This is a genomic window from Microbacterium alkaliflavum (assembly GCF_044325405.1).
In the GTDB taxonomy this organism is placed as follows: domain Bacteria; phylum Actinomycetota; class Actinomycetes; order Actinomycetales; family Microbacteriaceae; genus Microbacterium; species Microbacterium alkaliflavum.
In genome coordinates, this window is record NZ_JBIQWL010000006.1 from 76,311 (window position 1) to 96,322 (window position 20,012).

Sequence of the window (20,012 nt, forward strand, 5' to 3'; positions counted from 1 at the left end):
GTCATCGGGGCCTCGCGAGGAGGTCGGCGTGATGCACGACGACGCGGAGGTCGCCGCTCAGCAGCTGGCGCGTGCGCGTCTGGAGGTACTCCTGTCCCCATTCGAGGAGCGCCGGCCGCTGCTCGACGGCTGCCGCGACCCACCCCTCGAGCCACTCGGCCGCGAGGGCGGCATCCGACGATCCGAGACGCCAGGCCGTCCCCGCGACGCGCACGACCCACCCGGCGCGGCGGAACGACTCGGCGACGACCGTCACGGCGTCGGGACCGAGGAGCGTGCGGTCTTCGGCGGTGCGCCGCTGGTGGTCGTTGAAGGCCTCCTGGAAGACGTGGTCGCCGGGGTCGGCGGGCTCGAAGCGCACGCGTCCGATGACGCTGAGGCTCAGGAGGGCCGGCGCGCCGGCGTCGACGCACGCCTGCACAATCGACTCGACCTCGTCGCGCGTGAGCACGTCGAGCAGCGCCGACGCCGTGACGAGCGTCGCGCCCTCGATGTCGGAGGCGCGCAGGTGCTCGACGTGCTCGACGCTGACGTCGACGTCGACAGGCTCGCCGTGGGCGTCGAAGGCGGACTCGGCCGCCGCGTGCTCGAGCAGATCGGGGTTCCAGTCGTGCAGCACCCACGTCTGCGGTCCGGGCAGGTAGGGGGCGAGCCAGCGCATCATCGACCCCGTGCCGCTGCCGAGGTCGTGCACGACGACGGGCTCACGCAAGATCCGCGCCGCCGCGTGGGCGAGCCGACGTGAGCGGGAGCGCGCGTCGGCTGTCTCGCGGAGGGTCAGCCACTCCGCCGAGACGAGGATCACATCGGTCATCGCACACCCTCCAGCGCCTCGGCGACGCGTGTCGCCGTCTCCGTCCAGCTCGTCCGCGCTCCCCGTCCGCGCCGCGCCTCGCACCGCAGCCGCTCGCGGAGCGCGGCGTCGCGCATCCACCGACCGAGCGCGTCGCGCAGGGCACCGGGGTCACCGGGCGGCACGAGCACCGCCGCACGGCTCGGCGCGACCGCCTCGGGGATGCCGCCCACATCGCTTGCGATGACCGGGATGCCACGCCCCAAGGCGTCGGCGATGACCATGCCGTAGCTCTCCACGAGCGACGGCGCGACGAGCAGGTCGGCGTCGCGATAGGCGCCCTCGAGCCCTTCGTCGACGAGGGCGCCCGGCATCCGCACCCGTCCGTCGAGCCCCGCGACCCGGGCGAGCTCCTCGACGCGGCCCGCATAGGCGGGGTCGGTCTCGAGCGATCCCGCGATCGTGCAGGTCCACGCCGGCTCGCGGCGCAGGCCCGCGAGCGCCTCGACGAGCACGTCCTGCCCCTTGTGGGCGGCGACGACGCCGACGCACAGGAGCGCGACGCCGTCCGCGGTTCCGATCGCGGGTGCGGCGACATCGGCGCCGGGCGTCGCCACGACGATGCGGTCGGGGTCGGCGAGCGCGCGCCGCACGAGCTCGTCGCGCGTCCAGGCGCTCGTCGTCACGATCGCATGAGCGGCGCGGAAGGCGCGACGCTCGCCCTCGACGATGTCGAGATCGGCGTCGGCGAACGCGGCCGAGACCATGTGGGCGAGCACGACGACGCGCGCGCAGCGCGCCGCGGCCTCGACGGCGCCGGGAGATCGACCCGCCACGAGTCCGTCGACGAGCACGAGCGCACCAGGCGGGACCGTCGCGAGCGCGCGGACAGCGGCATCCGGCTCGACCGTCGTGAACCGCACGTCCCAGCCGAGCGCCTCGAGGCCATCGCGCACCCGCAGGTCGCACACGTTCCCGCCGCTCACCTGTGTGGGGTCGTCGACCGTGTCCGGCACGACGAACCACACGACTCGGGCGCTCACAGCGACACCTCGTACGAGGCCCACGCGATGTGCGACTCGCGCATCGTCACCGCGATCGCCGTGAGGTCGGCGCCGCCCAGCCCGCCGTCGCGCGCCACGTCGACGAGCTGCTCGGCGACGTGGGAGCACAGCCGCTCGGTCGTCGTGTTGACCCCTGCGAACGCGGGTTCGTCGTCGAGGTTGCGATACGAGAGCCGCGACAGGATGCGGTGCAGCGCGTCGGATGCACGGCCGATGTCGACGACGACGCCGTCGGCGTGAAGCTGTTCGGCGCGGAACGTCGCATCGACGACGTACGTCGCACCGTGCAGCTGCTGCGCGGGACCGAACATCTCGCCCGTGAAGCTGTGGGCGATCATCATGTGGTCGCGGACCGTCAGCGAATAGGTCATTCCGCGTCCCTCCAGTCGATCGTGTGGCACAGGCCAGGCGCCCCGCCCGAGGCGATGGCCGCCATGACGTCGGGCAGGTCGCGCCATGACGAGTCGTCGGTCAGCAGCGCGTCGAACGCGTCGTCGCGCAGCAGGTCGAGGGCGAGCGCGAGCCGATCCGCCGTCGTGCGCGTGCCCCGGCGGCGCGGCGCGACCATGCCGACCTGGCTCGAGCGGATCGTGAGCCGCCGCGAGTGGAACGCCGCGCCGAGGTCGAGGCGCACGGGGCGGTCACCGAACCAGCTCGCGACGACGACCTCACCCTCGGTGGCGGCCGCGTCGAGGGCGAGCTGCAGGCCCTCCTCCGATGCGCTCGCGTCGACGACGAGATCGCGGTCGCGGGGAGCGTCGCCGGGGGTCGCGAACAAGACGCCGAGCCGCTCGCACACGGCGGCCTTCGCGGGGTCGACGTCGACGAGGACGACGTCGGCTCCGGGGATGCCGCGCGCGAGGCGGGCGACGGCGCAGCCGATCATGCCGGCTCCGACGACGGCGATGCGGTCGCCGACCAGCGGCGCCGCATCCCACAAGACGTTGACCGCCGTCTCGACGGCGCCGGCGAGCACCGCGCGGCGGGGCGGCACCCTGTCGGGGACGACCGCGACGGATGCCGCGGGCACGACGTACGCGGACTGGTGCGGGTACAGCGCGAAGACCGTGCTCCCCTCGAGTCCGTCTCCGCGCTCGACGACGCCCACGCTGAGATAGCCGTATTTGACGGGCGCCGGGAAGTCCCCAGCCTGGAACGGCGCGCGCATGCGGTCGCGCTCGGAGGCGGGCACGGCGCCGCGGAAGACGAGCGACTCGGTGCCGCGGCTGATGCCCGTCCACAGCGTGCGCACGAGCACGTCGGACGGGCCGGGATCCGGCACGTCCTCGTCGCGGAGCATGCCGCTCCCGGGCCTGTCAACCCAGAACGCCGTTGCACGGGTCATTCCCATAGCCTCTCGAAATGAACCATCCGGACCGCCGCCGCCGTGTCCTCAGTGTTACCCACGACAGGAACACGGGGCGCACAGTGGGAAAAGTTCAGCTCGCACCTCTCTCGTCGCTCGTCGCCGGCGTCTTCGCCTTGGCGCTCCTGGATGCTGTCGGCGAGGTCTCCGCCATCGGATGGATGGCCGGCTTCACCTACCTTTTCGTGTCCAACGCCCTGATCGCGAGGGGGTTGCGCACACGCGGGATGCTGCGCTTCGGACCGGCGAACGCCGCCACGGCGGCGCGCTCGACACTCGTCGGGGTGGTCACGGCGCTCGTCGCGACGTCTTTCACAGCATCCGTCCCCCCTCTGCTCATCGCGGGGATCGCAGCGCCCGCGCTCGCGCTGGACGCCGTCGACGGCTGGATCGCGCGCCGGACGGGCACGCAGAGCGAGCTCGGCGCGCGCTTCGACATGGAGGTCGACGCCTTCCTGCTCCTCGTGCTGAGCCTCTTCGTCGCCGGCGACCTGGGCTGGTGGATCGTGTCGATCGGAGCCCTGCGCTACCTCTTCGTCGTCGCGGGATGGATGCTGCCGTGGATGAACCAGGCGCTGCCGTACCGGTACTGGCGCAAGGTCGTGACCGCCGTCGCGGGGATCGCCCTCGTCGTCGCGGCGTCGGGGCTGTTCGCCCTCTGGTTCTCACTGGCGGCGACCCTCATCGCGCTGGCGCTGCTGCTCGAGTCGTTCGGTCGCGACGTGCTGTGGCTGTGGCGAGAGCGCGGGGCCGTCGTTCCTCGCGGGTTCGAGGTTCGGCCCCTCGACACGCTCGGGGACCGGACCTGACGCCCCGACGACGAGCTCGGGGGCCGGACCCGGGGGAAAGAGCGACGACCCGAGCCCTCCCACGGCCCCGGGTCGTCGCTGGTCTGCGCGGGCTACGGTGCGGGCGGGATGAGCACGTCGCGCACGAGGGCGTCGAGCTGGGCGTCGGCGTCGAGGAATTGCCGCAGCGTGTTGCGCGAGGCGCCGAAGTCGGCGAACTCGGCGGGCGTCATGCCCTCCACCTCGTAGGCGCGGTGGAACTCGCTGAGGGTGAGCAGCTCGTCGAGGATCGCGGCGGGCACGGGCTCGCCGATGCGGTCCTCGGCGGGGATGCCGTTCTCGTTGATGCGCTTCTGCCAGTCGAACGGCGGCGACACGACGAGGTCTCCGCCGACGAGCTCCGACCACTGCAGGTGGTTGCGGAAGGCGGCGGACAGGATGCGGCTGCGGTAGCCGCGCTCCTGGAACACCTGGTGCGCGCGCTTGAGCGCCGCGACGCCGGCCCAGTCGAGCACACCGGGCGTCGTGAGGATGCGGTTCTTGCCGGTCCAGAGCTTGAGCCAGTCGTCGAGGCGGCCGCCCATGATCGTCACGACGTGGCCGAACTCCTGCTCGGGCAGGCCGTCCGCGGCGCGGCGGTCGAGCGCGCGCTCGAGTGCGGCGCCGACGGCGACGGCCTGCGCGACGGTGAAGCTCAGCGTGGCGTTGATGCTCACGCCGCGGTAGGCGGCTTCCTCCATCGCGGCGACGCCGGTCGCCGTGGCGGGGATCTTCACGATGATGTTCGGCGCGAGAGCGGAGAACTCGACGGCCTGCGCGACGAGGGCGTCCTTGTCGCGGTGCAGGCGCGGGTCGGTCTGGATCGACAGGCGGCCGTTGCGACCCCCGCTCGCCTCGAAGGCGGGCCGCAGCAGTTCGGCCGCGGCGATCGACAGCTCGCGCACGATCTCCCAGCCGATCTCGGACTCGCCCCACGTCGGGTGCAGGTCGGCGAGCCGGCGGATCCGCGGCGTCCAGCGGGCGAGGTCGCTGCGCACGGCGGTCAGGGCGATGACCGGGTTGCAGGTCGCGCCGACGGCGCCGAACTCGATCGACTGACGGAGCTCCTCGGGGTCGGCCGAATCGTTCCAGAGGGCGGTGGGGGTCTTCGCGGCGGCCGCGGCGAGCGGGGCGACGAGGGTCTCAGCGAGTGTCATGGCGATCATGCGACCGTGACGGCGGCCTTGGCGGCGGGCACGGCGAGCTCGCCGGTGAGGTACTGCGCGCGGCCGAAGCCGAAACTCCAGTCCTGCGGGCCGTTCTCGACGTAGCCGATGAAGACGTCCTCGGGGGCGACGCCGACCGTCTCGAGGCGGCGCGCGATCTCGGCGTAGAGCTCCTGCTTGGTCTCGTCGGTGCGACCGCGCTGCGTGAAGATCTGGATGACGACCGGGTCGATGCGCTCGAATCCGAGGCCCGCGTCCTCCGCGACGATCGTCGTCGCGGGGCGGGCCGTGAGGATCTGGAAGCGGTCGCGCACCGGGATGCCGTAAACGGCGACGATGGCGTCGTGGATGGCTCCCGCGATCTCGGCGGGATTGGTGCGGGCGTCGCTGTGGTCGATGCGGACGAGAGGCATGGATGCTCCGAGGATCGTATGTCGTGAACTTTGTCCTATCATACGCACATAATGGAGGAACGGCAACAGTGCCGGCGAGAGAGGGAGTGACATGGTCGTCCGCATCGGCCTCGTGGGCTACGGAGTGGGAGGGCGCCTGTTCCACGCGCCTTACATCACGGCATCGAAGGAGTGTGAGCTCGTCGCGATCGTCGCGCGATCGGACAAGGCGGTCGCCGCCGCCCGCGCGGACCATCCGGACGCGACGATCGCACCGTCGCTGACGGCGCTGCTGGATGCCGGGATCGTGGACGCCGTCGTGATCTCGACTCCCCCCGAGACCCGCCGCGACCTCGTGCTCGAGGCGATCGATCGGGGCGTCGCCGTCGTCGCCGACAAGCCGTTCGCCCCGTCGGGCGATGAGGCGCAGCTGCTCGCGGATCACACCCGCGAGCGAGGCGTGCTCCTCAACGTGTTCCACAACCGTCGGTTCGACACCGACATCGTCACGGCGCGCCGCGTGCTGGCGTCGGGTCGGCTGGGCGTAGTGCGGGGTCTCGACCTGCGAATGGACCAGGATGACCCGAGCACGCTCGAGGGCGGTCCGACGGGAGGTCTCCTGCGCGACCTGGGATCGCACGTCATCGACCAGACCCTCCTGCTCATGGGCCCGGCGCGCAGCGTGAGCGCACACCTCCGGCGCGCCGAGACACCACAGGGCCCGACGGACGCCGGGTTCTCGATCGGCATCGAGCACGAGTCGGGCGCCTGCTCCCGCGTCTCGGCGAGCAAGATCGACCATCTGCTGTCGAAGGAGCTCCGCCTGTACGGCGAGTCGGGCTCGTACGTGTCGGATTACACCGACGTGCAGTTCGACGCGCTGCGCCGCGGCATCCGCCCTGCCGACGACCGTGGATCGTGGGGCTACGAGGAGCCGGGCAGATGGGGGATGCTGCGCACGGCGGATGGCGTCGAGGCCGTGCCGTCGAGCCAGGGCGACTACACGCGGTATTACGACGAGTTCGCGGACGCCGTCGCGTCGGGTGGTCGCGGTCCCGTGCCGGCCGAGGAGGGGATCGCCGTGCTGCGCGTGCTCGACGCCGTCGCGGCGAGCGATCGGGAGCACCGCACGATCGCGCTCTGAGCGCGGGCGGCGCCGGCAGGCGGCGGGCGGCGCCGTCAGGCGCGCGGCGCCGTCGTGCCGCGCACGACGAGTGCGGGCTCGAGAGTGCGCCGGATGCCGTCGGGCTCCTCCCCCGCCATGCGCGCGCGCAGAAGCCGTCCCGACTCCCGCCCGACGCCGACGCTGTCGTCGTCGACCGTCGTGAGGTCGATGAGCCGCGTCTGGGCGAGGGCCGTGTTGTCGTAGCCCACGATGGACAGGCGGCGCGGCACGTCGAGACCGAGTTCGCGCGCCGCCCCGAGCGCACCGATCGCCATGACGTCGTTCGCGGCGAAGATCGCGGTGATCTCGGGATGCGCGGTAAGGAGGGCGAGAGCGCCGGCGTACCCCGCGCGCTCGCTCGCAGGCCCACTGCGAGGGGTCGCGACGGCGCGGGCCCCGCATCCCCCATCGTCGCGAGGAAGCTCTCGCGACGCACGCCGCCCGCGCCTCCCGTCACGGAGAGGTGGCCGATGTGGCGATGCCCGAGTCCCAGCAGGTGCTCGGTCGCGAGGCGTGCGCCGTGCTCGTCGTCGTTGCACACGGCGTCGACGCCGGACGGCACGTCGGTGCGGCTTCCTGCGACGACGAAGGGCGGTGCATTCCGCCCGAGGAGCACTCGCGGCACGTCGCGGGCGACGACGATGCCGTCGGCGCGCATCGAGAGGAGTCCGTCGACGGGGTCCTCGGTTCCCGAGGCGGTCGCGCTGTCGACGACACTCAGGCGATAGCCGTCCGGGCTCAGCGCCTCATCGAGCCCCCTCACGAGGTCGACGAACCAAGGGTTCGCGTAATCGTCGATGAGCACGCCGACCAGCCGCGTGCGACCTGCCGCAAGGGCCGCAGCGGCCCGGGACGGCCGGTAGTCGAGCTCGCGGATCGCGCGCTCGATGGCTTCGCGGGACGCCGCGCTCACGCCGGGGGCGTCGCGCAGCACGAGCGAGACGAGCGACTTGGAGACACCGGCCGCGTTCGCGACGTCGTAGATCGTCGGGCGGGCTTCACTCACGGACGGTCTCCCGACAGACTTCGGCTTCGCAATTGACAGGACATATGAACAACTATAGAGTGACTTCTGGAGCGCTCCACATGGCGCTCCTCACCGCACCGCCGCCGTGAGGGCCGGCGCCACCCCGTCCAGGAGAAATCGATGAGCACGACCCAGATCGGCGTCGCCGTGATCGGCGCCGGCATGGCCGGCAAGGCCCACGCCGCCGGTTACCGCACCGCCCCCACGCTGTACGACAGCATCCTTCCGCCCGTTCGCCTCGTCTCCATCGCCGACGCGTACGAGCCGCTGGCGCAGTCGACGGCCAAGCGGTTCGGCTTCGAGCGCTACGACACGTCGTGGCAGGCGATCGCTCAGGCCGATGACATCGACGTCGTGAGCGTCGTCGTCGCGAACTCGCTGCACCGCGAGATCGTCGAGGCGCTCCTGGCTGCGGGCAAGCACGTCCTGTGCGAGAAGCCGCTCTCCGATTCGATCGACGACGCCCGGTCCATGGTCGCCGCCGCCGACGCCGCCACCACCGTCGCCCGCATCGGGCTCACCTACCGCCGTTCGCCCGGCATCGCGCACATCCGCGACCTCGTGCAGTCCGGCCGTCTGGGCCGCGTTCTCAACGTGAGCGGCTCGTACTGGACCGACTACGGCTGCAACCCCGAGTCGCCGATCAGCTGGCGCTACAAGGGACCCAACGGGTCGGGCGCGCTCGCCGATGTCGGAAGCCACCTCACCTACCTCGCCGAGTTCGTCGCCGGCTCCGAGTTCGCCTCGGTGCGCGGCGGATCGCTCTCGACCGTCATCCCGACCCGGCCCAAGCCGCTCGGCGCCGTCGTCGGCCACGAGGGCGGAGCCGTCTCCGACGAGCGCGAAGCGGTCGAGAACGACGACGTCGCCGCCTTCACGGGCGAGTTCGCCGGCGGCGGAACCGCGACGCTTCAGGTGTCGCGCGTCGCCGCGGGGCATCCGAACAGCCTCTCCTTCGAGATCTTCGGCGAGAAGGGGTCGGCGGCGTTCGACTTCCGTCACCCCGGTGAGTTCCAGCTGTTCCTCACCGAGCAGGGGGATGCCGGCTACCGCACCGTGACGCTCGGACCGAGCCACCCCTACTGGCGTGGAGGCCTCGCGATGGACGCGCCGGGTGTCGGCATCGGCCAGAACGACGGCTTCGTGTTCCAGGCCCGCGCCTTCCTCGAGGAGGTCGCCGGCATCGCCGAGGCCGACTCGCTCCCGCGCAACGCCGGCTTCGACGAGGGGCTGCACAACATGCTGCTCATCGACGCCGTCGCGCAGTCCGCCGCGGCGGGCGGAGCATCCGTCACCATCCCCCAGACCGTCCCGGTCGCGAGCTGAGAAGGAGACCCGACATGCGACTCGGCCTATACAACGCCATCCTCCACGACCGCAGCCTCCCCGAGGCGCTGAAGGTCATCGCCGATCTCGGGCTCACGGGCATCGAGATCAACACGGGCGGGTTCCTCCCCGCCGTGCATGTGCCGACCTTCGACGACATCCTCGAAAGCGACGCGGCACGCGACGACTACCTCGGCATCTTCGAAGGCACCGGCGTCTCGATCGCGGGCCTCAACTGCAACGGCAACCCGCTTCACCCGAACCGGGCGATCGGCGACAAGCACGCAGAGGACATCCGCCGGGCCATCCGCCTCGCCGAGCGCCTCGGCCAGCACCGCGTCGTGACGATGTCGGGCCTGCCCGGCGGCGAGCCGGGCAGCGTGCGTCCGAACTGGATCGTCAACGCGTGGAACTCCGCCGCGCTCGACGTGCTCGACTACCAGTGGGACCTCGCCGCCGACTTCTGGCGCGAGACCGACCGGCTCGCCGGCGACCACGACGTCAAGGTCGCCCTCGAGCTGCACCCGCAGAACCTCGTGTTCAACTCGGCCGACGTCCACAAGCTCGTCGAGCTCACGGGCGCGACCAACGTCGGCGTCGAGCTGGACGCGTCGCACCTGTTCTGGCAGCAGATGGACCCCGTCGCGGTGGTCCGGCATCTGGGCGGCCTCGTCTACCAGGCCGCAGCGAAGGACGTCCGAGTGAACCCCGAGACGGCCGCGCTGTACGGCGTGCTGGACAACTCGTTCCGCCGCCTCTCGCCGGACGAGCCCCGCACCAACCTCGGCGGCGACGAGTGGGCGAACGAGTGGCCCAAGCCCGCCGCGTGGGACTTCGTCGCGCTCGGCAAGGGCCACGACGTCGGGTTCTGGACCGAGTTCCTCCGCGCCCTGCACGAGGTCGATCCCGACATCTACGTCAACATCGAGCACGAGGACGTCGAGCTCGGCCGCATCGAGGGCATCGAGGTCGCGGCCGCCGTGCTCAAGGAGGCCGACGCCGCACTGCAGGAGTCGCTCGTCCGATGAGCGCGTGGGCGACCTACCCCTATGCGGGCACCGTCGTCCTCGTCACCGGAGCCGGCACCGGGATCGGCCGCGGCATCGCCCGCGCCTTCCTCGAGCAGGGAGCCTCCGTCGCGCTCGTCGGGCGCACGGAGGCCTCCCTGCGAGAGGCAGCCTCCGGCTTCGAGGACGCGCTCGTGCTCGTGACCGACCTCACCCAGAAGGGCGCCGCGGATGCTGTCGTCTCGGCCGTCGCCCGGCGCTTCGGGCGCCTCGACGTCGTGATCGCGAACGCCGGCACCAGCGAGGCGAGTCCCGTCGACACGTTCGACGACGCCGCCTGGGAGCGCCTGCGGTCGATCAACCTCGACTCCGTGCTCCGCCTCGTCGGGGCCGCCGTGGGCCCGCTGCGCGAGACCCGTGGCAACATCGTCGCGATCTCCTCCGTCGCCGGCCTCCGCGGCGAGTGGGGAATGTACGCGTATGGGGCGACGAAGGCCGCCGTCAGCGTCGCCGTACAGGGCGTCGCCCTCGACCTCGGCCGGGACGGCGTGCGCGTCAACGCGATCGCCCCCGCCTTCACGGTGTCGAGGCTCACGCAGGAGCGCCTCGACGACACCGAGTTCACCGACCGTCTCCTCGACCGCGTCGCGCTCGGACGGGTCGCGACCCCTGACGACATCGCACGGGTCGCGCTGTTCGTCGCGAGTCCGGATGCCGCCTACCTCACCGGCGCCGTCATCCCCGTCGACGGCGGCACCTCCGCCTCCAACGGCACCCCTCGGCCGATCGCCTGACCGACGGCCGGGTCAGCCCTCGGGTGCGTGCGCCGTCGTCGTGCGCACCACGAGGGTCGGCTCGACCGTCGTGTGCACCTGCGGGTCGTCGCTGCCCTCCATTCGGGCGATGAGCATCCGGCCGGCCGCCTCGCCGACGGCGACGCTCTTGTCGTCGATCGTCGTGAGGTCGACGAGCCGCATCCGCGCGAGCGGGGTGTCGTCGTAGCCGATCACCGAGAGACGACCCGGCACCTCGAGCCCGAGTTCGTGTGCGGCCCCGAGCGCCCCGACCGCCATCGAGTCGTTCGCGGCGAAGATCGCGGTGATCCCGGGATGCGCGCGCAGCATGTCGCGCGCGCTCGCGTACCCCATGACCTCCGTCGCGGCGACCGGCACCGGCGCGGAGACGAGGGGATCGAGCCCCGCCTCACGCATGGACGCCACGAAGCTCGCGTGCCGGGCCGCGCCCGCACCGCCGGCGGCGGCGAGATGCCCGATCCGCGTGTGGCCGAGGCCGACGAGATGCTCGGTCGCGAGCCGGGCGCCCAGGCGATCGTCGTTGGCGACGGTGTCGACCGAATCCGGGATGTGCTCCCGGGTCCCCGCCACGACGACGGGAGGCGCGTCGGCGGCGACGAGATCCTCCGGGACGTCCATCGCGACCACGACACCGTCAGGGCGCGTAGAGAGCAGCCCGTTCACGGCCGCCGCGCGGTCCGCCCCGGCCTCGACGACGCTCAGGCGATAGCCCTCTGCCGCGAGGACCGGCTCCAGTCCGTGGACGAAGTCGACGAACCATTGATTCGTGTAGTCGTCGATGAGCAGTCCGACGGTCAGCGTGCGATGGGCCGCGAGGGCGCTCGCAGCGTGGTTCCTGCGGTAGCCCAGCTCCTCCATCGCCCGCTGCACGCGCAGGCGAGCGCCGTCGCTGACGCCCGGTGAGCCGCGCAGCACGAGCGAGACGAGCGACTTGGACACGCCGGCCGCCTCGGCGACGTCGTAGATGGTGATTCGTCTGGCCGGCAATCGCGCCTCCCGTATTTGACAGGACAAGGTCGATTGTAGAGACAGCAGCCCGGGAACGCAGAAGGGCCGGGCCGCCGGAGGCTTCGGCTGCCCGGCCCGGGAAGGGCGGTGCTACGGCTGCCTGACCGGCCCCGTCAGCTCGGCGAGCTCTGCCTCGAGCTCTGCCATCGCTTCACCGCCGGCCATGAGGTCGGTGATCTGCTCGCGCGTGCGCTCTCCCTTGCGGAAGTCGTCGGCCTTCTTGCCGTGGATGAGCACGGCGAAGCGGTCGCCGACCGCCATCGCGTGCGTGACGTTATGCGTCACGAAGACCACGGCGATGCCCTGGGCGCGGGCGTGCATGATGAGCCGCAGCACGTGCGTCGACTGCTTGACGCCGAGCGCGGAGGTCGGCTCGTCGAGGATCAGCACGCGGGCGCCGAAGTAGACGGCGCGTGCGATGGCGAGCGACTGACGCTCGCCGCCGGACAGCGCGCCGGTGAGCCGGTTGCCGTCGGTGACGCGGGTGATGCCCAGCTTCTGGAGTTCGCGCACGGTGATGTCGCCGGCCGTCTTCTTGTCGAAGTACCTGAAGGGCCAGAAGCCCTTCGTCGGCTCGTGGCCGACGAAGAAGCAGCGTGCGACCGACATGAGCGGGAAGGTGCCGCCGTACTGGTGGACCGTCGCGATGCCGAGCTCGCCGGCGTCCTTCGGGCTGTCGAACGTGACGGCGTGTCCCTCCACCTCGACGGTCCCCGCCGACGGCTTGTGGACGCCCGAGAGCACCTTGATGAGAGTCGACTTTCCAGCGCCGTTGTCGCCGAGGAGGCACAGCACCTCACCAGGGTTCACCTCGAGAGAGATGTCGGAGAGTGCGAGGTTCGTGCCGAACGACTTCGTGACGCGATCGAGCTTGAGCAGCGGAGCGGGCATGTCAGGCTCCCTTCTGGGTGCGTGTCCGGCCGCGACCGCCGGTGAGGGCGAGACGGCGGAACGTGTTGTTCATGAGGACGGCCACGAGCAGGAGCACGCCGAGGATCAGCTGAGCCCAGTCCGAGTTCCATCCGGTGTAGTAGATGCCCTGGTTGACGATGGCGAAGGTGAGGCAGCCGAGGACGACGCCGATGACCGAGCCGTAGCCGCCCGTGAGCAGCACGCCGCCGACCACGACGGCGACGATCGAGTTGAAGACGAACGACTGCCCCGTGCCGGTCTGCGCGCCGTTGTAGAGCATCGTCTGGATGATCCCGACGAGCGAGGCGCCGATCGCGGTGGACATGAAGAGCGCGATCTTCACCTTCGGCACCGCGATGCCCGCGGCGCGCGCGCTCTGCACGTCACCGCCGATCGCGAAGATCCAGTTGCCCGAACGGGTCATCTGCAGGATCCAGGCGACGACGACGGCGATGCCGATCGCCCAGAAGATCGCGACCTCGAACTGCCCGTTGATGAGGGTGCCGAACAGCGCCTTGAACAGCGGGTCCGGCGTCAGCGGAACGCTGGTGCTGCCAGTGATGACGCGGGCCAGGCCCAGCGTGAGTCCGGCGAGCGCGAACTGCATCGCGAGCGTCACGATGAACGACGGGACGTTCGTGCGCGACACGATGAGTCCGTTGATGAAGCCGGTGACGGCGCCCACCGCGAGGGCCGCGATGATCCCGACGATCTGCGGCAGGCCGTAGAACCCCGAGACGATCGCGAGCGTGATGGAGGAGCTCGCCACGACCGAGCCGATCGAGAGGTCGAATTCCCCCGCGATCATGAGCAGCGCGACGGGGAGCGCGACGATCGCGAGCTCGGACGCGACGTTCAGCCAGCTCGCGGTGCCGCCGGTCGTGAGGAACTGCGCGCCGCCGAAGACCGCGAAGAAGACGAAGACGGTGACGGTGCCGACGAGGGCACCGGTCTCGGGCCGGCGGAAGAGGTCGCCGAACGACCGCTTCGAGGAGAGGCTGGGAAGGGCGAGCGTGTTGGTCGCGGTGGGCGGCGTCGGGCCGCCGCTGGTCGGCGGCGCGCCCTGAGGGGTCTGAGTGGCCATCGGGAGACCTCTTTCGTTCTGCTTCGTTGCGGAGTGGGATGTCTCGGGGACAGCGCCGGGACGCTGTCCCCGAGTGGCGTCAGCGGACGCCCTGGTCGACGCCCGACACGGCCGTGTCGACGTTGTCGGCGTCGATGAGCGCAGGGCCCGTGAGCAGCGGGTTCTGCGTCAGGGCGATGCCGTACGCGGCCTGCTGGAACGCCGCCGAGACGGCGTAGTAGCCCTGGGCGTACCCCTGCTGGTCGATCGCGAACAGCTGGCTGCCCGCCTTGATGCGGTCGAGCGACTCCGTGTCGAAGTTCTGGCCGCCGAGCGACACCTTGCCGGTGAGGCCCGCCTGGTCGATGCCACTGGCGGCGGCGTTCGTGTCGGCCTGGCCGGGCGTGAAGATCGCGTCGATCGACGGGTCCTGGATGAGTGCGCCCTTGATCGCCTGCGCGACAGCGGTCGGATCGCCGAACTGCGACGTCGGCAGCGCGAGCTCCTGATACTTCGCGCCGCCCGGCTCCGCACCCTCCTTGACGCCCCGGCAGCGGGCGTCGGCGTTGGTCGTGCCGGGCAGGGTGTTGACGCAGACGACGTGCTTGGCGCCGGCGTCCGCGAAGGTCTCGCCCGCGAGCTTGCCGGACTCGTAGTCGTCCGACCCGATGTAGGCCTGGGCGCCCACGGCGTCGACCTGGTCGATTCCGGTGTTGTAGAGGAAGACCGGGACGCCGCTCCTGGCGAGCGAGGTGATGTTCTCGTTCTGCGCGTCGGGCGACCAGTCGGGGATGACGGCCGCGCTCGGGTTCTGCGAGGCGACGTTGGCGACGAGCTTGGCGGCATCGGCGTCGAAGTTGTCGTAGTTGGGCATCGCGAGGAACGTCACGGTGCCGCCGGCGGCCTCGACGACCTTGGCGGCGGCCTCGCCGCCCCGCTTGACGGTCGACCAGAACGGGTCGTCCGTCGCGCCGCCCATGACGACGATCGAGACGCCTTTGGCGCCGGATCCGTCTGCGGACGATGCCGTCGGATTCGCCGAGTTCCCGCCCGCGGCACAGCCGGCGAGCGCGAAGGCGGCGAGGAGCGCCGACGTGAGCGCAAGCGCGCGTCGGCGATTCGGGTTCAGTCTCGAGTTCACGGTGTCGAGCAGCGTGGATGTCATCCCGCGACTCCCTTCATTGTCGAGCCGCTCGGGCGGCGGGATCAGCGTCGATCTATAGATCAATCATCCATATGTCCTTACATAAGGACAATGGAGCGGTCCATTCCGTTACCCATTCGTTACCTGACGGTCGTGCGCGCACGAAAGAGCAGACGCTCGGTGGGCGCGAATCGTCGCAAGGCCCCCGCCAGGCGACGGAATGCGCCCACTGACGCGGTGCCGGGCGCGGTCCCGGCCGAACGTCCTCGGCGGGTCGAGCGTTCGACGCCTCGACAAGCTCGGCGACCGGGTTGGAGTGCACTTCTCCAAATTCGGTCCCCGAGCTTGTCGAGGGGTCGAGCCAAAGCCCGCGAGGAACGCCAACGCGGGATGCCTCGCCACGGCGCTCGCTGGGCGCGAATCGTCGCGTCCCCACAGCCACGCGACCGGATGCGCCCACTGACCGAGCCCAAGGCCGCAGGCGCCGAGCCCACAAGCCCGCGCACAACGAAAGAACCGCCCGCACCCCGGGGGGTGCGGGCGGTTCTGTCCGAGGGAGCGGCCGGTCAGGCGTTGACGCCGCGCCGCTTGCCGACCGTGTAGATGGCGCCGGTGGTCACGTCCTCCTCGAGCGCCTCGAGGGTGCGGCCGCGCGTCTCGGGGACGGAGGTCCATACGAAGATGAGCGACAGCACGCCGACGCCGGCGAAGAGGAAGAACGTGCCGGTGATTCCGACCGCCTCGACGAGCGAGGGGAAGTACAGCCCCAGGAAGGCGTTCGTGATCCAGAGGAAGAACACCGACACGCCGATGCCGAAGCCGCGCATGTGGAGGGGGAAGATCTCCGACAGCATGACCCAGACGGCGATGTTGAGGAACGTCTGCATCGAGCCGACGAACGCGACCACGAGGAACAGGATCACGTAGGGACGCAGCGGGTTGCCGACGGGCAGCATGACCGAGGCGATGCCGATGAGCACGTGGCACACCGTCGTGAGGGTGAAGCCGATGAGCAGCGTCGTGCGGCGGTTGATGCGGTCCATCATCCACAGGGCGATGAAGCCGCCCACCACGGCGATGACGCCCGGTGCGATGTTGGCGATGAGCGCCGCGCTCTCGGAGAACCCGGCCTCGATGAGGACGATCTGCCCGTAGTACATGATCGAGTTGATGCCGGTGAGCTGCTGGGCGACGCCGAGGCCGATGCCGACGAGAAGGATGCGCAGCAGCCACTTGTTCGCGAGCACCCCGCGCCAGCCGGTGACCTTCTGCTCGCGCTCCTCCTCGGCGATGTTCTCGACGTCGGCGAGCTCGGCCTGGGCGCGGTCGAAGGGACGGATCGTCTCGAGCACGGCGCGTGCCTCGTCGTGGCGGCCCTTCTCGACGAGCCAGCGAGGCGACTCGGGCACGCGCAGCATGCCGAAGAACAGCGCGATGGCGGGGATCGCGGCGACGGCGAGCATGACACGCCAGACGCCGTTGTACTCACCCCAGAGGTTCCCGATGACGGCGTTGACGACGAAGGCGGCGAGCTGGCCGATGACGATCATGAGCTCGTTGCGGCCCGCGAGCGAGCCGCGGATCTCGAAGGGGGCGAGCTCCGCGAGATACACCGGCACGACGGTCGAGGCGCCACCGACCGCGAGGCCGAGGATGACGCGACCCGCGACCATGACCTCGAAGCTCGGCGCGAACACGCACGTCATGGTGCCGGCGAAGAACATGACCGCCAGCAGGATGATCGTCTTGCGACGACCCCAGCCGTCGGACAGCCGGCCGCACACGGCGGCGCCGATCGCGGCACCGAAGAGGAGGGCCGCCGTGACGACGCCCTCCGTGAAGGCCGTGAGGCCGAGCTCGGCGGCCATGGGGCGCAGTGCCCCGTTGATGACGCCGGTGTCGTAGCCGAAGAGCAGACCGCCGAAGGTCGCGATGAGGGCGACGACGAACAGGCGCTTGCGGTACACGCCCGGCGTCAGCGGCGGAAGCTTCGACTGCGCCAGATTGCTCTGGGTATGGGAAGTGGACATCTGGACTCCTTTGTCGTTGCGCGGGAAGCCTCTTTCCCGCGAATCAACCTTCCGTCAGAATGACATATGACGGTATGTCCTGTCAAACATACATTTGCTCTTCTTCAGCGAGCGAGCGCGTCGAGGGATGCCGCGTACTCGACGTGCTCCGCACGGCCGCTGCGCAGCGATCGCGTGGCGGCCTCCGCGACGGCCTGAGCCCTGAGCCCGTCCTCCAGGGTTACCGGGGGCGCGGTGCCTTCGTCGAGAGCCTTGACGAAGGCACCGAGTGCCGCCGCATAGGTCGGCTGCACGCGCTCGAACCATCCCGCGTGCAGGCCGTCGCCGGTGGCCTCCGCTCCCCCATACCGCACGACGTTGCCGGAGCGCTGACGGCGCGACTCGACGAGTCCCGTCGCGCCCATGACCTCGATGCGCTCGTCGTAGCCGTAGCCCGTCCGGCGCACGCTGTCGATCTGCACGAGCGCTCCGCCGGGCAGCCGCAGAGTGGCGATCGACGTGTCGACGTCGCCGAACTGGTCGATGCGCGGGTCGGCGAGGGCTGAGCCGGCGACGTAGACCTCGACGGGATCCTCGCCCGTGATCCAGCGCGCGAGGTCGAAGAAGTGCACGGTCTGGTCGCGCAGCTGTCCACCCGACACCCGCACGTAGTCGAGCGGCGGCGACGCCGGCCCGCGGGAGGTGAGCTGCACGAGCTCGACCCCGCCCACCACCCCTTCCGTCACGAGGCGCCGCAGCTCCGCGTGATCGCGATCGAAGCGCCGATTGAAGTCGACCATGGCCGGGATGCCGCTGCGCACGACGTGGTCGACGGTCTCGCGGGCCGCGGCCAGGTCGAGGTCGATGGGCTTCTCGACGAACGCCGCGATGCCGGCATCCGCCGCTCGCCGCAGATGCTCCGAGTGAGTGTCGGTCGACGACGCGATGAGCACGGCGTCGATCGAGCGCGGGTCGAAGACCTCATCGAGGGATGCCGCTGGCCGCGCGCCGTGCCGGGCGGCGACAGCCGCGGCACGGGCGGGGTCGACGTCGTAGACGAGGGCGAAGTCGATGCCGGGGTGGGCCGCGAGGTTCGCGGCGTGGACGGAGCCGATGAAGCCGGCTCCGAGAAGTGCGAACCGCTGCATGGCGTCGCCCTTTCTAGGAGATGAGGATGTCCAGGAGGTTCCGCATGGTCGTGGCGACCTTCAGGAAGTCGTGCTCGTTCGCCTTGTCGGAGAACATCTCCGAGCACCACCACCCGTCGTACCCCGTCGACTTGACGGCGTCCACCCACTGCTGGAGCGGGATGGCACCGCCGCCGATCACGACGTTGCGGTGCACGCTCTGGTCGGCGACGTCGTTCTCGCGGTCGAGGTCGAGTCCGTCCGAGATGTGGACGGCCTTGATGAGCTCCTTCGGCGTCGCCGCGACCTCTTCGAGCGTGTCGCCGACGGTCCAGTAGTGCCACGTGTCCAGGGCGATGCCGACATTGTCGCGGCCGGCCCGCTCGATGATCTGCAGCGTCTGCCGGTGCCGGTTGATGTTCGACCAGGCAAGCGGCTCGAGGTAGAGGTCGAGGCCGGAGCCTGCGGCGATGTCGGCGGCATCGCGCACGTTGGCGGCGAGCACGTCGATCGCGTCGGACTCGCTGAGGCCGAGCGTGCCCCGGTAGCGGAGGTCTTCGGCCGAGAGGCGCCCGGCCTTGAAGTCCTTCACGACATTCCAGTCGACGGGGCCCGTGCACAGCTGCACGATCGGCGCCCCGACGACCGTCGCGACGCCGACCATCCGCCGGATCTCGGCGAGGAACTCGTCGCGAGCGGCGCCCCGGCGTTCGATGTCGAGCACGGCGCCGAGGCCCGTGACCTCGAGTCCGTCGAGCAGCGGCAGGAGCGACTCGGCGGAATAGCCGGCATTCAGATAGCGGTAGAGCTTGGGGCTCTGCAGCTCGATGCCGCCGTAGCCGGCCGCCTTCGCCACCGCGATGTCGTTGACGACGTTTCCGTAGAACGTCGTCGTGACGTTCATCGAGAGCTTCGGCGTCATCCGATGAGCTCACGCAGTCGCTGGAGCTGGTAGCGCGAGACGTCGTCGGCGGTCTCGTCCTCGGCGAAGACGTTCGACACGACGAGGGCGTCGTCGCGATCGAGGTAGCCGATCGAGCGCAGCGTGCCGAACAGCTCATCGAAGTTCACGTCGCCGTCGCCGATGCGCAGGTGCTGGTGCACGCGTGACGCGTTGCCGGGCGGGTTGGAGATGTACCGCAGGCCGTGCGAGCGATGGTGGTCGAACGTGTCGGCCGTGTATACGGCGCCGAGACGGTCGCCGAGCTCGGGCAGCAGCGTCGTCGCGCGGTCGCCGTAGTGGAACGTGTGCGACGCGACGTACACGAAGCCGATCGCGGTCGAGTTGAGGCCGCGCAGCACGCGCCACGCCTCGAGCCCGTCCTCGACGAAGTCGTCGGGGTGCGGGTCGACGTTGAGCTTCAGCCCCTCGCGCTCGACGATCGGCAGCAACTCCTCCATCGACCGGTAGAACGCCGCCTCGGAGTCCTCCGACCGCTCGGGGCGCCCCGAGAACTCCGTGTTGATGACGGGGATCTCCATCTGGACCGCGAGCTGGATGATGCGCGTGAAGTTGCGCACCGCGACCTCGCGCTGCGGCTCGTCAGGCCACGAGATCCGCTGCACGGGAAGGATCGCGGGGATGCCGACGCCGGCGTCCGACGCGGCCTTCTTGAGCTTCGCGACGAGGTCGTCGTCGGCCTTCGGGTAGCGGAAGAACGGCGAGAAGTCGACGTGCGGCGTGAGCTGCAGGTGCTCGTAGCCGAGGCGGGCCGCGACCTCGGGGAACTCGAGGAGCGAGAAGTCGTGGTGGTAGGGCGTGGGGTCGAGGGCGATGCGCACCATGTTCGTGACTCTCCGG

At 70.6% G+C, this 20,012-nt stretch carries 20 protein-coding genes and 1 pseudogene; 5 read left to right on the top strand and 16 right to left on the bottom strand.

The window, feature by feature from the left end; translation table 11 throughout:
* Position 1: 1 nt before the first annotated feature.
* Genes ACH3VR_RS15970 through ACH3VR_RS15985 form a run of 4 tightly spaced genes read right to left on the bottom strand, consistent with a single transcriptional unit; the run spans position 2 to position 3,202 of the window.
* The gene (locus ACH3VR_RS15970; RefSeq protein WP_397557314.1) at positions 2-814 is read right to left on the bottom strand and encodes an SAM-dependent methyltransferase; all 813 of its coding nucleotides are present in this window, start codon (positions 812-814) and stop codon (positions 2-4) included.
* On the bottom strand, positions 811-1,836 hold the full coding sequence (locus ACH3VR_RS15975) for a glycosyltransferase family 4 protein (RefSeq protein WP_397557315.1): 1,026 nt from the start codon (positions 1,834-1,836) through the stop codon (positions 811-813). The genes ACH3VR_RS15970 and ACH3VR_RS15975 overlap by 4 nt, the downstream gene beginning before the upstream one ends.
* Positions 1,833-2,228, bottom strand: a complete 396-nt coding sequence (locus ACH3VR_RS15980) for a 6-pyruvoyl trahydropterin synthase family protein (protein WP_397557316.1) — start codon at positions 2,226-2,228, stop codon at positions 1,833-1,835. The genes ACH3VR_RS15975 and ACH3VR_RS15980 overlap by 4 nt, the downstream gene beginning before the upstream one ends.
* The gene (locus tag ACH3VR_RS15985; RefSeq protein ID WP_397557317.1) at positions 2,225-3,202 is read right to left on the bottom strand and encodes a zinc-dependent alcohol dehydrogenase; all 978 of its coding nucleotides are present in this window, start codon (positions 3,200-3,202) and stop codon (positions 2,225-2,227) included. The genes ACH3VR_RS15980 and ACH3VR_RS15985 overlap by 4 nt, the downstream gene beginning before the upstream one ends.
* A 17-nt stretch (positions 3,203-3,219) precedes the next feature.
* On the opposite strand from ACH3VR_RS15985, the gene ACH3VR_RS15990 reads away from it, so the two are divergent.
* Complete coding sequence (locus ACH3VR_RS15990; RefSeq protein WP_397557318.1) at positions 3,220-4,032, top strand: CDP-alcohol phosphatidyltransferase family protein; 813 nt, start codon at positions 3,220-3,222, stop codon at positions 4,030-4,032.
* Positions 4,033-4,124: 92 nt separating this feature from the next.
* On the opposite strand, the gene ACH3VR_RS15995 is transcribed toward ACH3VR_RS15990, so the two are convergent.
* Positions 4,125-5,207: a transaldolase family protein gene (locus ACH3VR_RS15995; RefSeq protein WP_397557319.1), complete on the bottom strand. Its 1,083-nt coding sequence runs from the start codon at positions 5,205-5,207 to the stop codon at positions 4,125-4,127.
* Between the two features lie 5 nt (positions 5,208-5,212).
* The gene (locus ACH3VR_RS16000) at positions 5,213-5,629 is read right to left on the bottom strand and encodes a tautomerase family protein (RefSeq protein WP_397557320.1); all 417 of its coding nucleotides are present in this window, start codon (positions 5,627-5,629) and stop codon (positions 5,213-5,215) included.
* A gap of 91 nt (positions 5,630-5,720) precedes the next feature.
* On the opposite strand from ACH3VR_RS16000, the gene ACH3VR_RS16005 reads away from it, so the two are divergent.
* Entirely contained in the window at positions 5,721-6,752 is a 1,032-nt protein-coding gene (locus ACH3VR_RS16005) for a Gfo/Idh/MocA family oxidoreductase (RefSeq protein ID WP_397557321.1), read from the top strand.
* Positions 6,753-6,787: 35 nt separating this feature from the next.
* Here the strand turns inward: ACH3VR_RS16005 and ACH3VR_RS16010 are convergent, their stop codons facing one another.
* Positions 6,788-7,312, bottom strand: coding sequence for a substrate-binding domain-containing protein (locus ACH3VR_RS16010; RefSeq protein WP_397557322.1), 525 nt, complete (start codon positions 7,310-7,312; stop codon positions 6,788-6,790).
* A pseudogene (locus tag ACH3VR_RS16015) lies at positions 7,225-7,779 on the bottom strand (LacI family DNA-binding transcriptional regulator); the annotation flags it as partial. The pseudogene ACH3VR_RS16015 and the gene ACH3VR_RS16010, both read right to left, overlap by 88 nt.
* Positions 7,780-7,920: 141 nt before the next feature.
* On the opposite strand from ACH3VR_RS16015, the gene ACH3VR_RS16020 reads away from it, so the two are divergent.
* Genes ACH3VR_RS16020 through ACH3VR_RS16030 form a run of 3 tightly spaced genes read left to right on the top strand, consistent with a single transcriptional unit; the run spans position 7,921 to position 10,927 of the window.
* The gene (locus ACH3VR_RS16020; protein WP_397557323.1) at positions 7,921-9,126 is read left to right on the top strand and encodes a Gfo/Idh/MocA family protein; all 1,206 of its coding nucleotides are present in this window, start codon (positions 7,921-7,923) and stop codon (positions 9,124-9,126) included.
* A 14-nt stretch (positions 9,127-9,140) separates the two neighbouring features.
* A complete protein-coding gene (locus ACH3VR_RS16025) occupies positions 9,141-10,154 on the top strand; it encodes a sugar phosphate isomerase/epimerase family protein (protein WP_397557324.1) in 1,014 nt (337 codons plus the stop codon).
* Positions 10,151-10,927 (top strand): SDR family NAD(P)-dependent oxidoreductase, encoded by a 777-nt coding sequence (locus tag ACH3VR_RS16030; RefSeq protein ID WP_397557325.1) that lies wholly within the window; start codon positions 10,151-10,153, stop codon positions 10,925-10,927. The genes ACH3VR_RS16025 and ACH3VR_RS16030 overlap by 4 nt, the downstream gene beginning before the upstream one ends.
* A gap of 12 nt (positions 10,928-10,939) precedes the next feature.
* Here ACH3VR_RS16030 and ACH3VR_RS16035 read toward each other — a convergent pair whose 3' ends face one another.
* From ACH3VR_RS16035 to ACH3VR_RS16070, 8 genes are all read right to left on the bottom strand, one after another.
* Positions 10,940-11,935 carry a LacI family DNA-binding transcriptional regulator gene (locus ACH3VR_RS16035; RefSeq protein WP_397557326.1) on the bottom strand — a complete coding sequence of 332 codons (996 nt, stop codon included), beginning with the start codon at positions 11,933-11,935 and terminating at the stop codon, positions 10,940-10,942.
* A gap of 111 nt (positions 11,936-12,046) precedes the next feature.
* Positions 12,047-12,847, bottom strand: a complete 801-nt coding sequence (locus ACH3VR_RS16040; RefSeq protein WP_397557327.1) for an ATP-binding cassette domain-containing protein — start codon at positions 12,845-12,847, stop codon at positions 12,047-12,049.
* Position 12,848: 1 nt separating this feature from the next.
* Positions 12,849-13,952 (bottom strand): ABC transporter permease, encoded by a 1,104-nt coding sequence (locus ACH3VR_RS16045; RefSeq protein WP_397557328.1) that lies wholly within the window; start codon positions 13,950-13,952, stop codon positions 12,849-12,851.
* 79 nt (positions 13,953-14,031) lie between these two features.
* On the bottom strand, positions 14,032-15,096 hold the full coding sequence (locus ACH3VR_RS16050; protein ID WP_397557329.1) for a substrate-binding domain-containing protein: 1,065 nt from the start codon (positions 15,094-15,096) through the stop codon (positions 14,032-14,034).
* Between the two features lie 545 nt (positions 15,097-15,641).
* Entirely contained in the window at positions 15,642-17,105 is a 1,464-nt protein-coding gene (locus ACH3VR_RS16055) for a sugar porter family MFS transporter (RefSeq protein ID WP_397557330.1), read from the bottom strand.
* 104 nt (positions 17,106-17,209) lie between these two features.
* On the bottom strand, positions 17,210-18,232 hold the full coding sequence (locus ACH3VR_RS16060) for a Gfo/Idh/MocA family oxidoreductase (protein ID WP_397557331.1): 1,023 nt from the start codon (positions 18,230-18,232) through the stop codon (positions 17,210-17,212).
* Between the two features lie 13 nt (positions 18,233-18,245).
* Positions 18,246-19,133 (bottom strand): sugar phosphate isomerase/epimerase family protein, encoded by an 888-nt coding sequence (locus ACH3VR_RS16065; RefSeq protein WP_397557332.1) that lies wholly within the window; start codon positions 19,131-19,133, stop codon positions 18,246-18,248.
* Complete coding sequence (locus ACH3VR_RS16070) at positions 19,130-19,996, bottom strand: sugar phosphate isomerase/epimerase family protein (RefSeq protein ID WP_397557333.1); 867 nt, start codon at positions 19,994-19,996, stop codon at positions 19,130-19,132. The genes ACH3VR_RS16065 and ACH3VR_RS16070 overlap by 4 nt, the downstream gene beginning before the upstream one ends.
* Positions 19,997-20,012 lie beyond the last annotated feature (16 nt).

Bases quoted from the DNA above. Each gene is read 5' to 3' on its own strand.
- ACH3VR_RS16060 (WP_397557331.1), bottom strand. From the start codon at position 18,232: ATGCAGCGGTTCGCACTTCTCGGAGCCGGCTTCATCGGCTCCGTCCAC.
- ACH3VR_RS16020 (WP_397557323.1), top strand. From the start codon at position 7,921: ATGAGCACGACCCAGATCGGCGTCGCCGTGATCGGCGCCGGCATGGCC.
- ACH3VR_RS16050 (WP_397557329.1), bottom strand. From the start codon at position 15,096: ATGACATCCACGCTGCTCGACACCGTGAACTCGAGACTGAACCCGAAT.
- ACH3VR_RS16070 (WP_397557333.1), bottom strand. From the start codon at position 19,996: ATGGTGCGCATCGCCCTCGACCCCACGCCCTACCACCACGACTTCTCG.
- ACH3VR_RS15995 (WP_397557319.1), bottom strand. From the start codon at position 5,207: ATGACACTCGCTGAGACCCTCGTCGCCCCGCTCGCCGCGGCCGCCGCG.
- ACH3VR_RS16065 (WP_397557332.1), bottom strand. From the start codon at position 19,133: ATGACGCCGAAGCTCTCGATGAACGTCACGACGACGTTCTACGGAAAC.
- ACH3VR_RS16040 (WP_397557327.1), bottom strand. From the start codon at position 12,847: ATGCCCGCTCCGCTGCTCAAGCTCGATCGCGTCACGAAGTCGTTCGGC.
- ACH3VR_RS15980 (WP_397557316.1), bottom strand. From the start codon at position 2,228: ATGACCTATTCGCTGACGGTCCGCGACCACATGATGATCGCCCACAGC.
- ACH3VR_RS16000 (WP_397557320.1), bottom strand. From the start codon at position 5,629: ATGCCTCTCGTCCGCATCGACCACAGCGACGCCCGCACCAATCCCGCC.
- ACH3VR_RS16045 (WP_397557328.1), bottom strand. From the start codon at position 13,952: ATGGCCACTCAGACCCCTCAGGGCGCGCCGCCGACCAGCGGCGGCCCG.
- ACH3VR_RS16005 (WP_397557321.1), top strand. From the start codon at position 5,721: ATGGTCGTCCGCATCGGCCTCGTGGGCTACGGAGTGGGAGGGCGCCTG.
- ACH3VR_RS16030 (WP_397557325.1), top strand. From the start codon at position 10,151: ATGAGCGCGTGGGCGACCTACCCCTATGCGGGCACCGTCGTCCTCGTC.
- ACH3VR_RS15970 (WP_397557314.1), bottom strand. From the start codon at position 814: ATGACCGATGTGATCCTCGTCTCGGCGGAGTGGCTGACCCTCCGCGAG.
- ACH3VR_RS15990 (WP_397557318.1), top strand. From the start codon at position 3,220: ATGAACCATCCGGACCGCCGCCGCCGTGTCCTCAGTGTTACCCACGAC.
- ACH3VR_RS16025 (WP_397557324.1), top strand. From the start codon at position 9,141: ATGCGACTCGGCCTATACAACGCCATCCTCCACGACCGCAGCCTCCCC.
- ACH3VR_RS16055 (WP_397557330.1), bottom strand. From the start codon at position 17,105: ATGTCCACTTCCCATACCCAGAGCAATCTGGCGCAGTCGAAGCTTCCG.
- ACH3VR_RS15985 (WP_397557317.1), bottom strand. From the start codon at position 3,202: ATGACCCGTGCAACGGCGTTCTGGGTTGACAGGCCCGGGAGCGGCATG.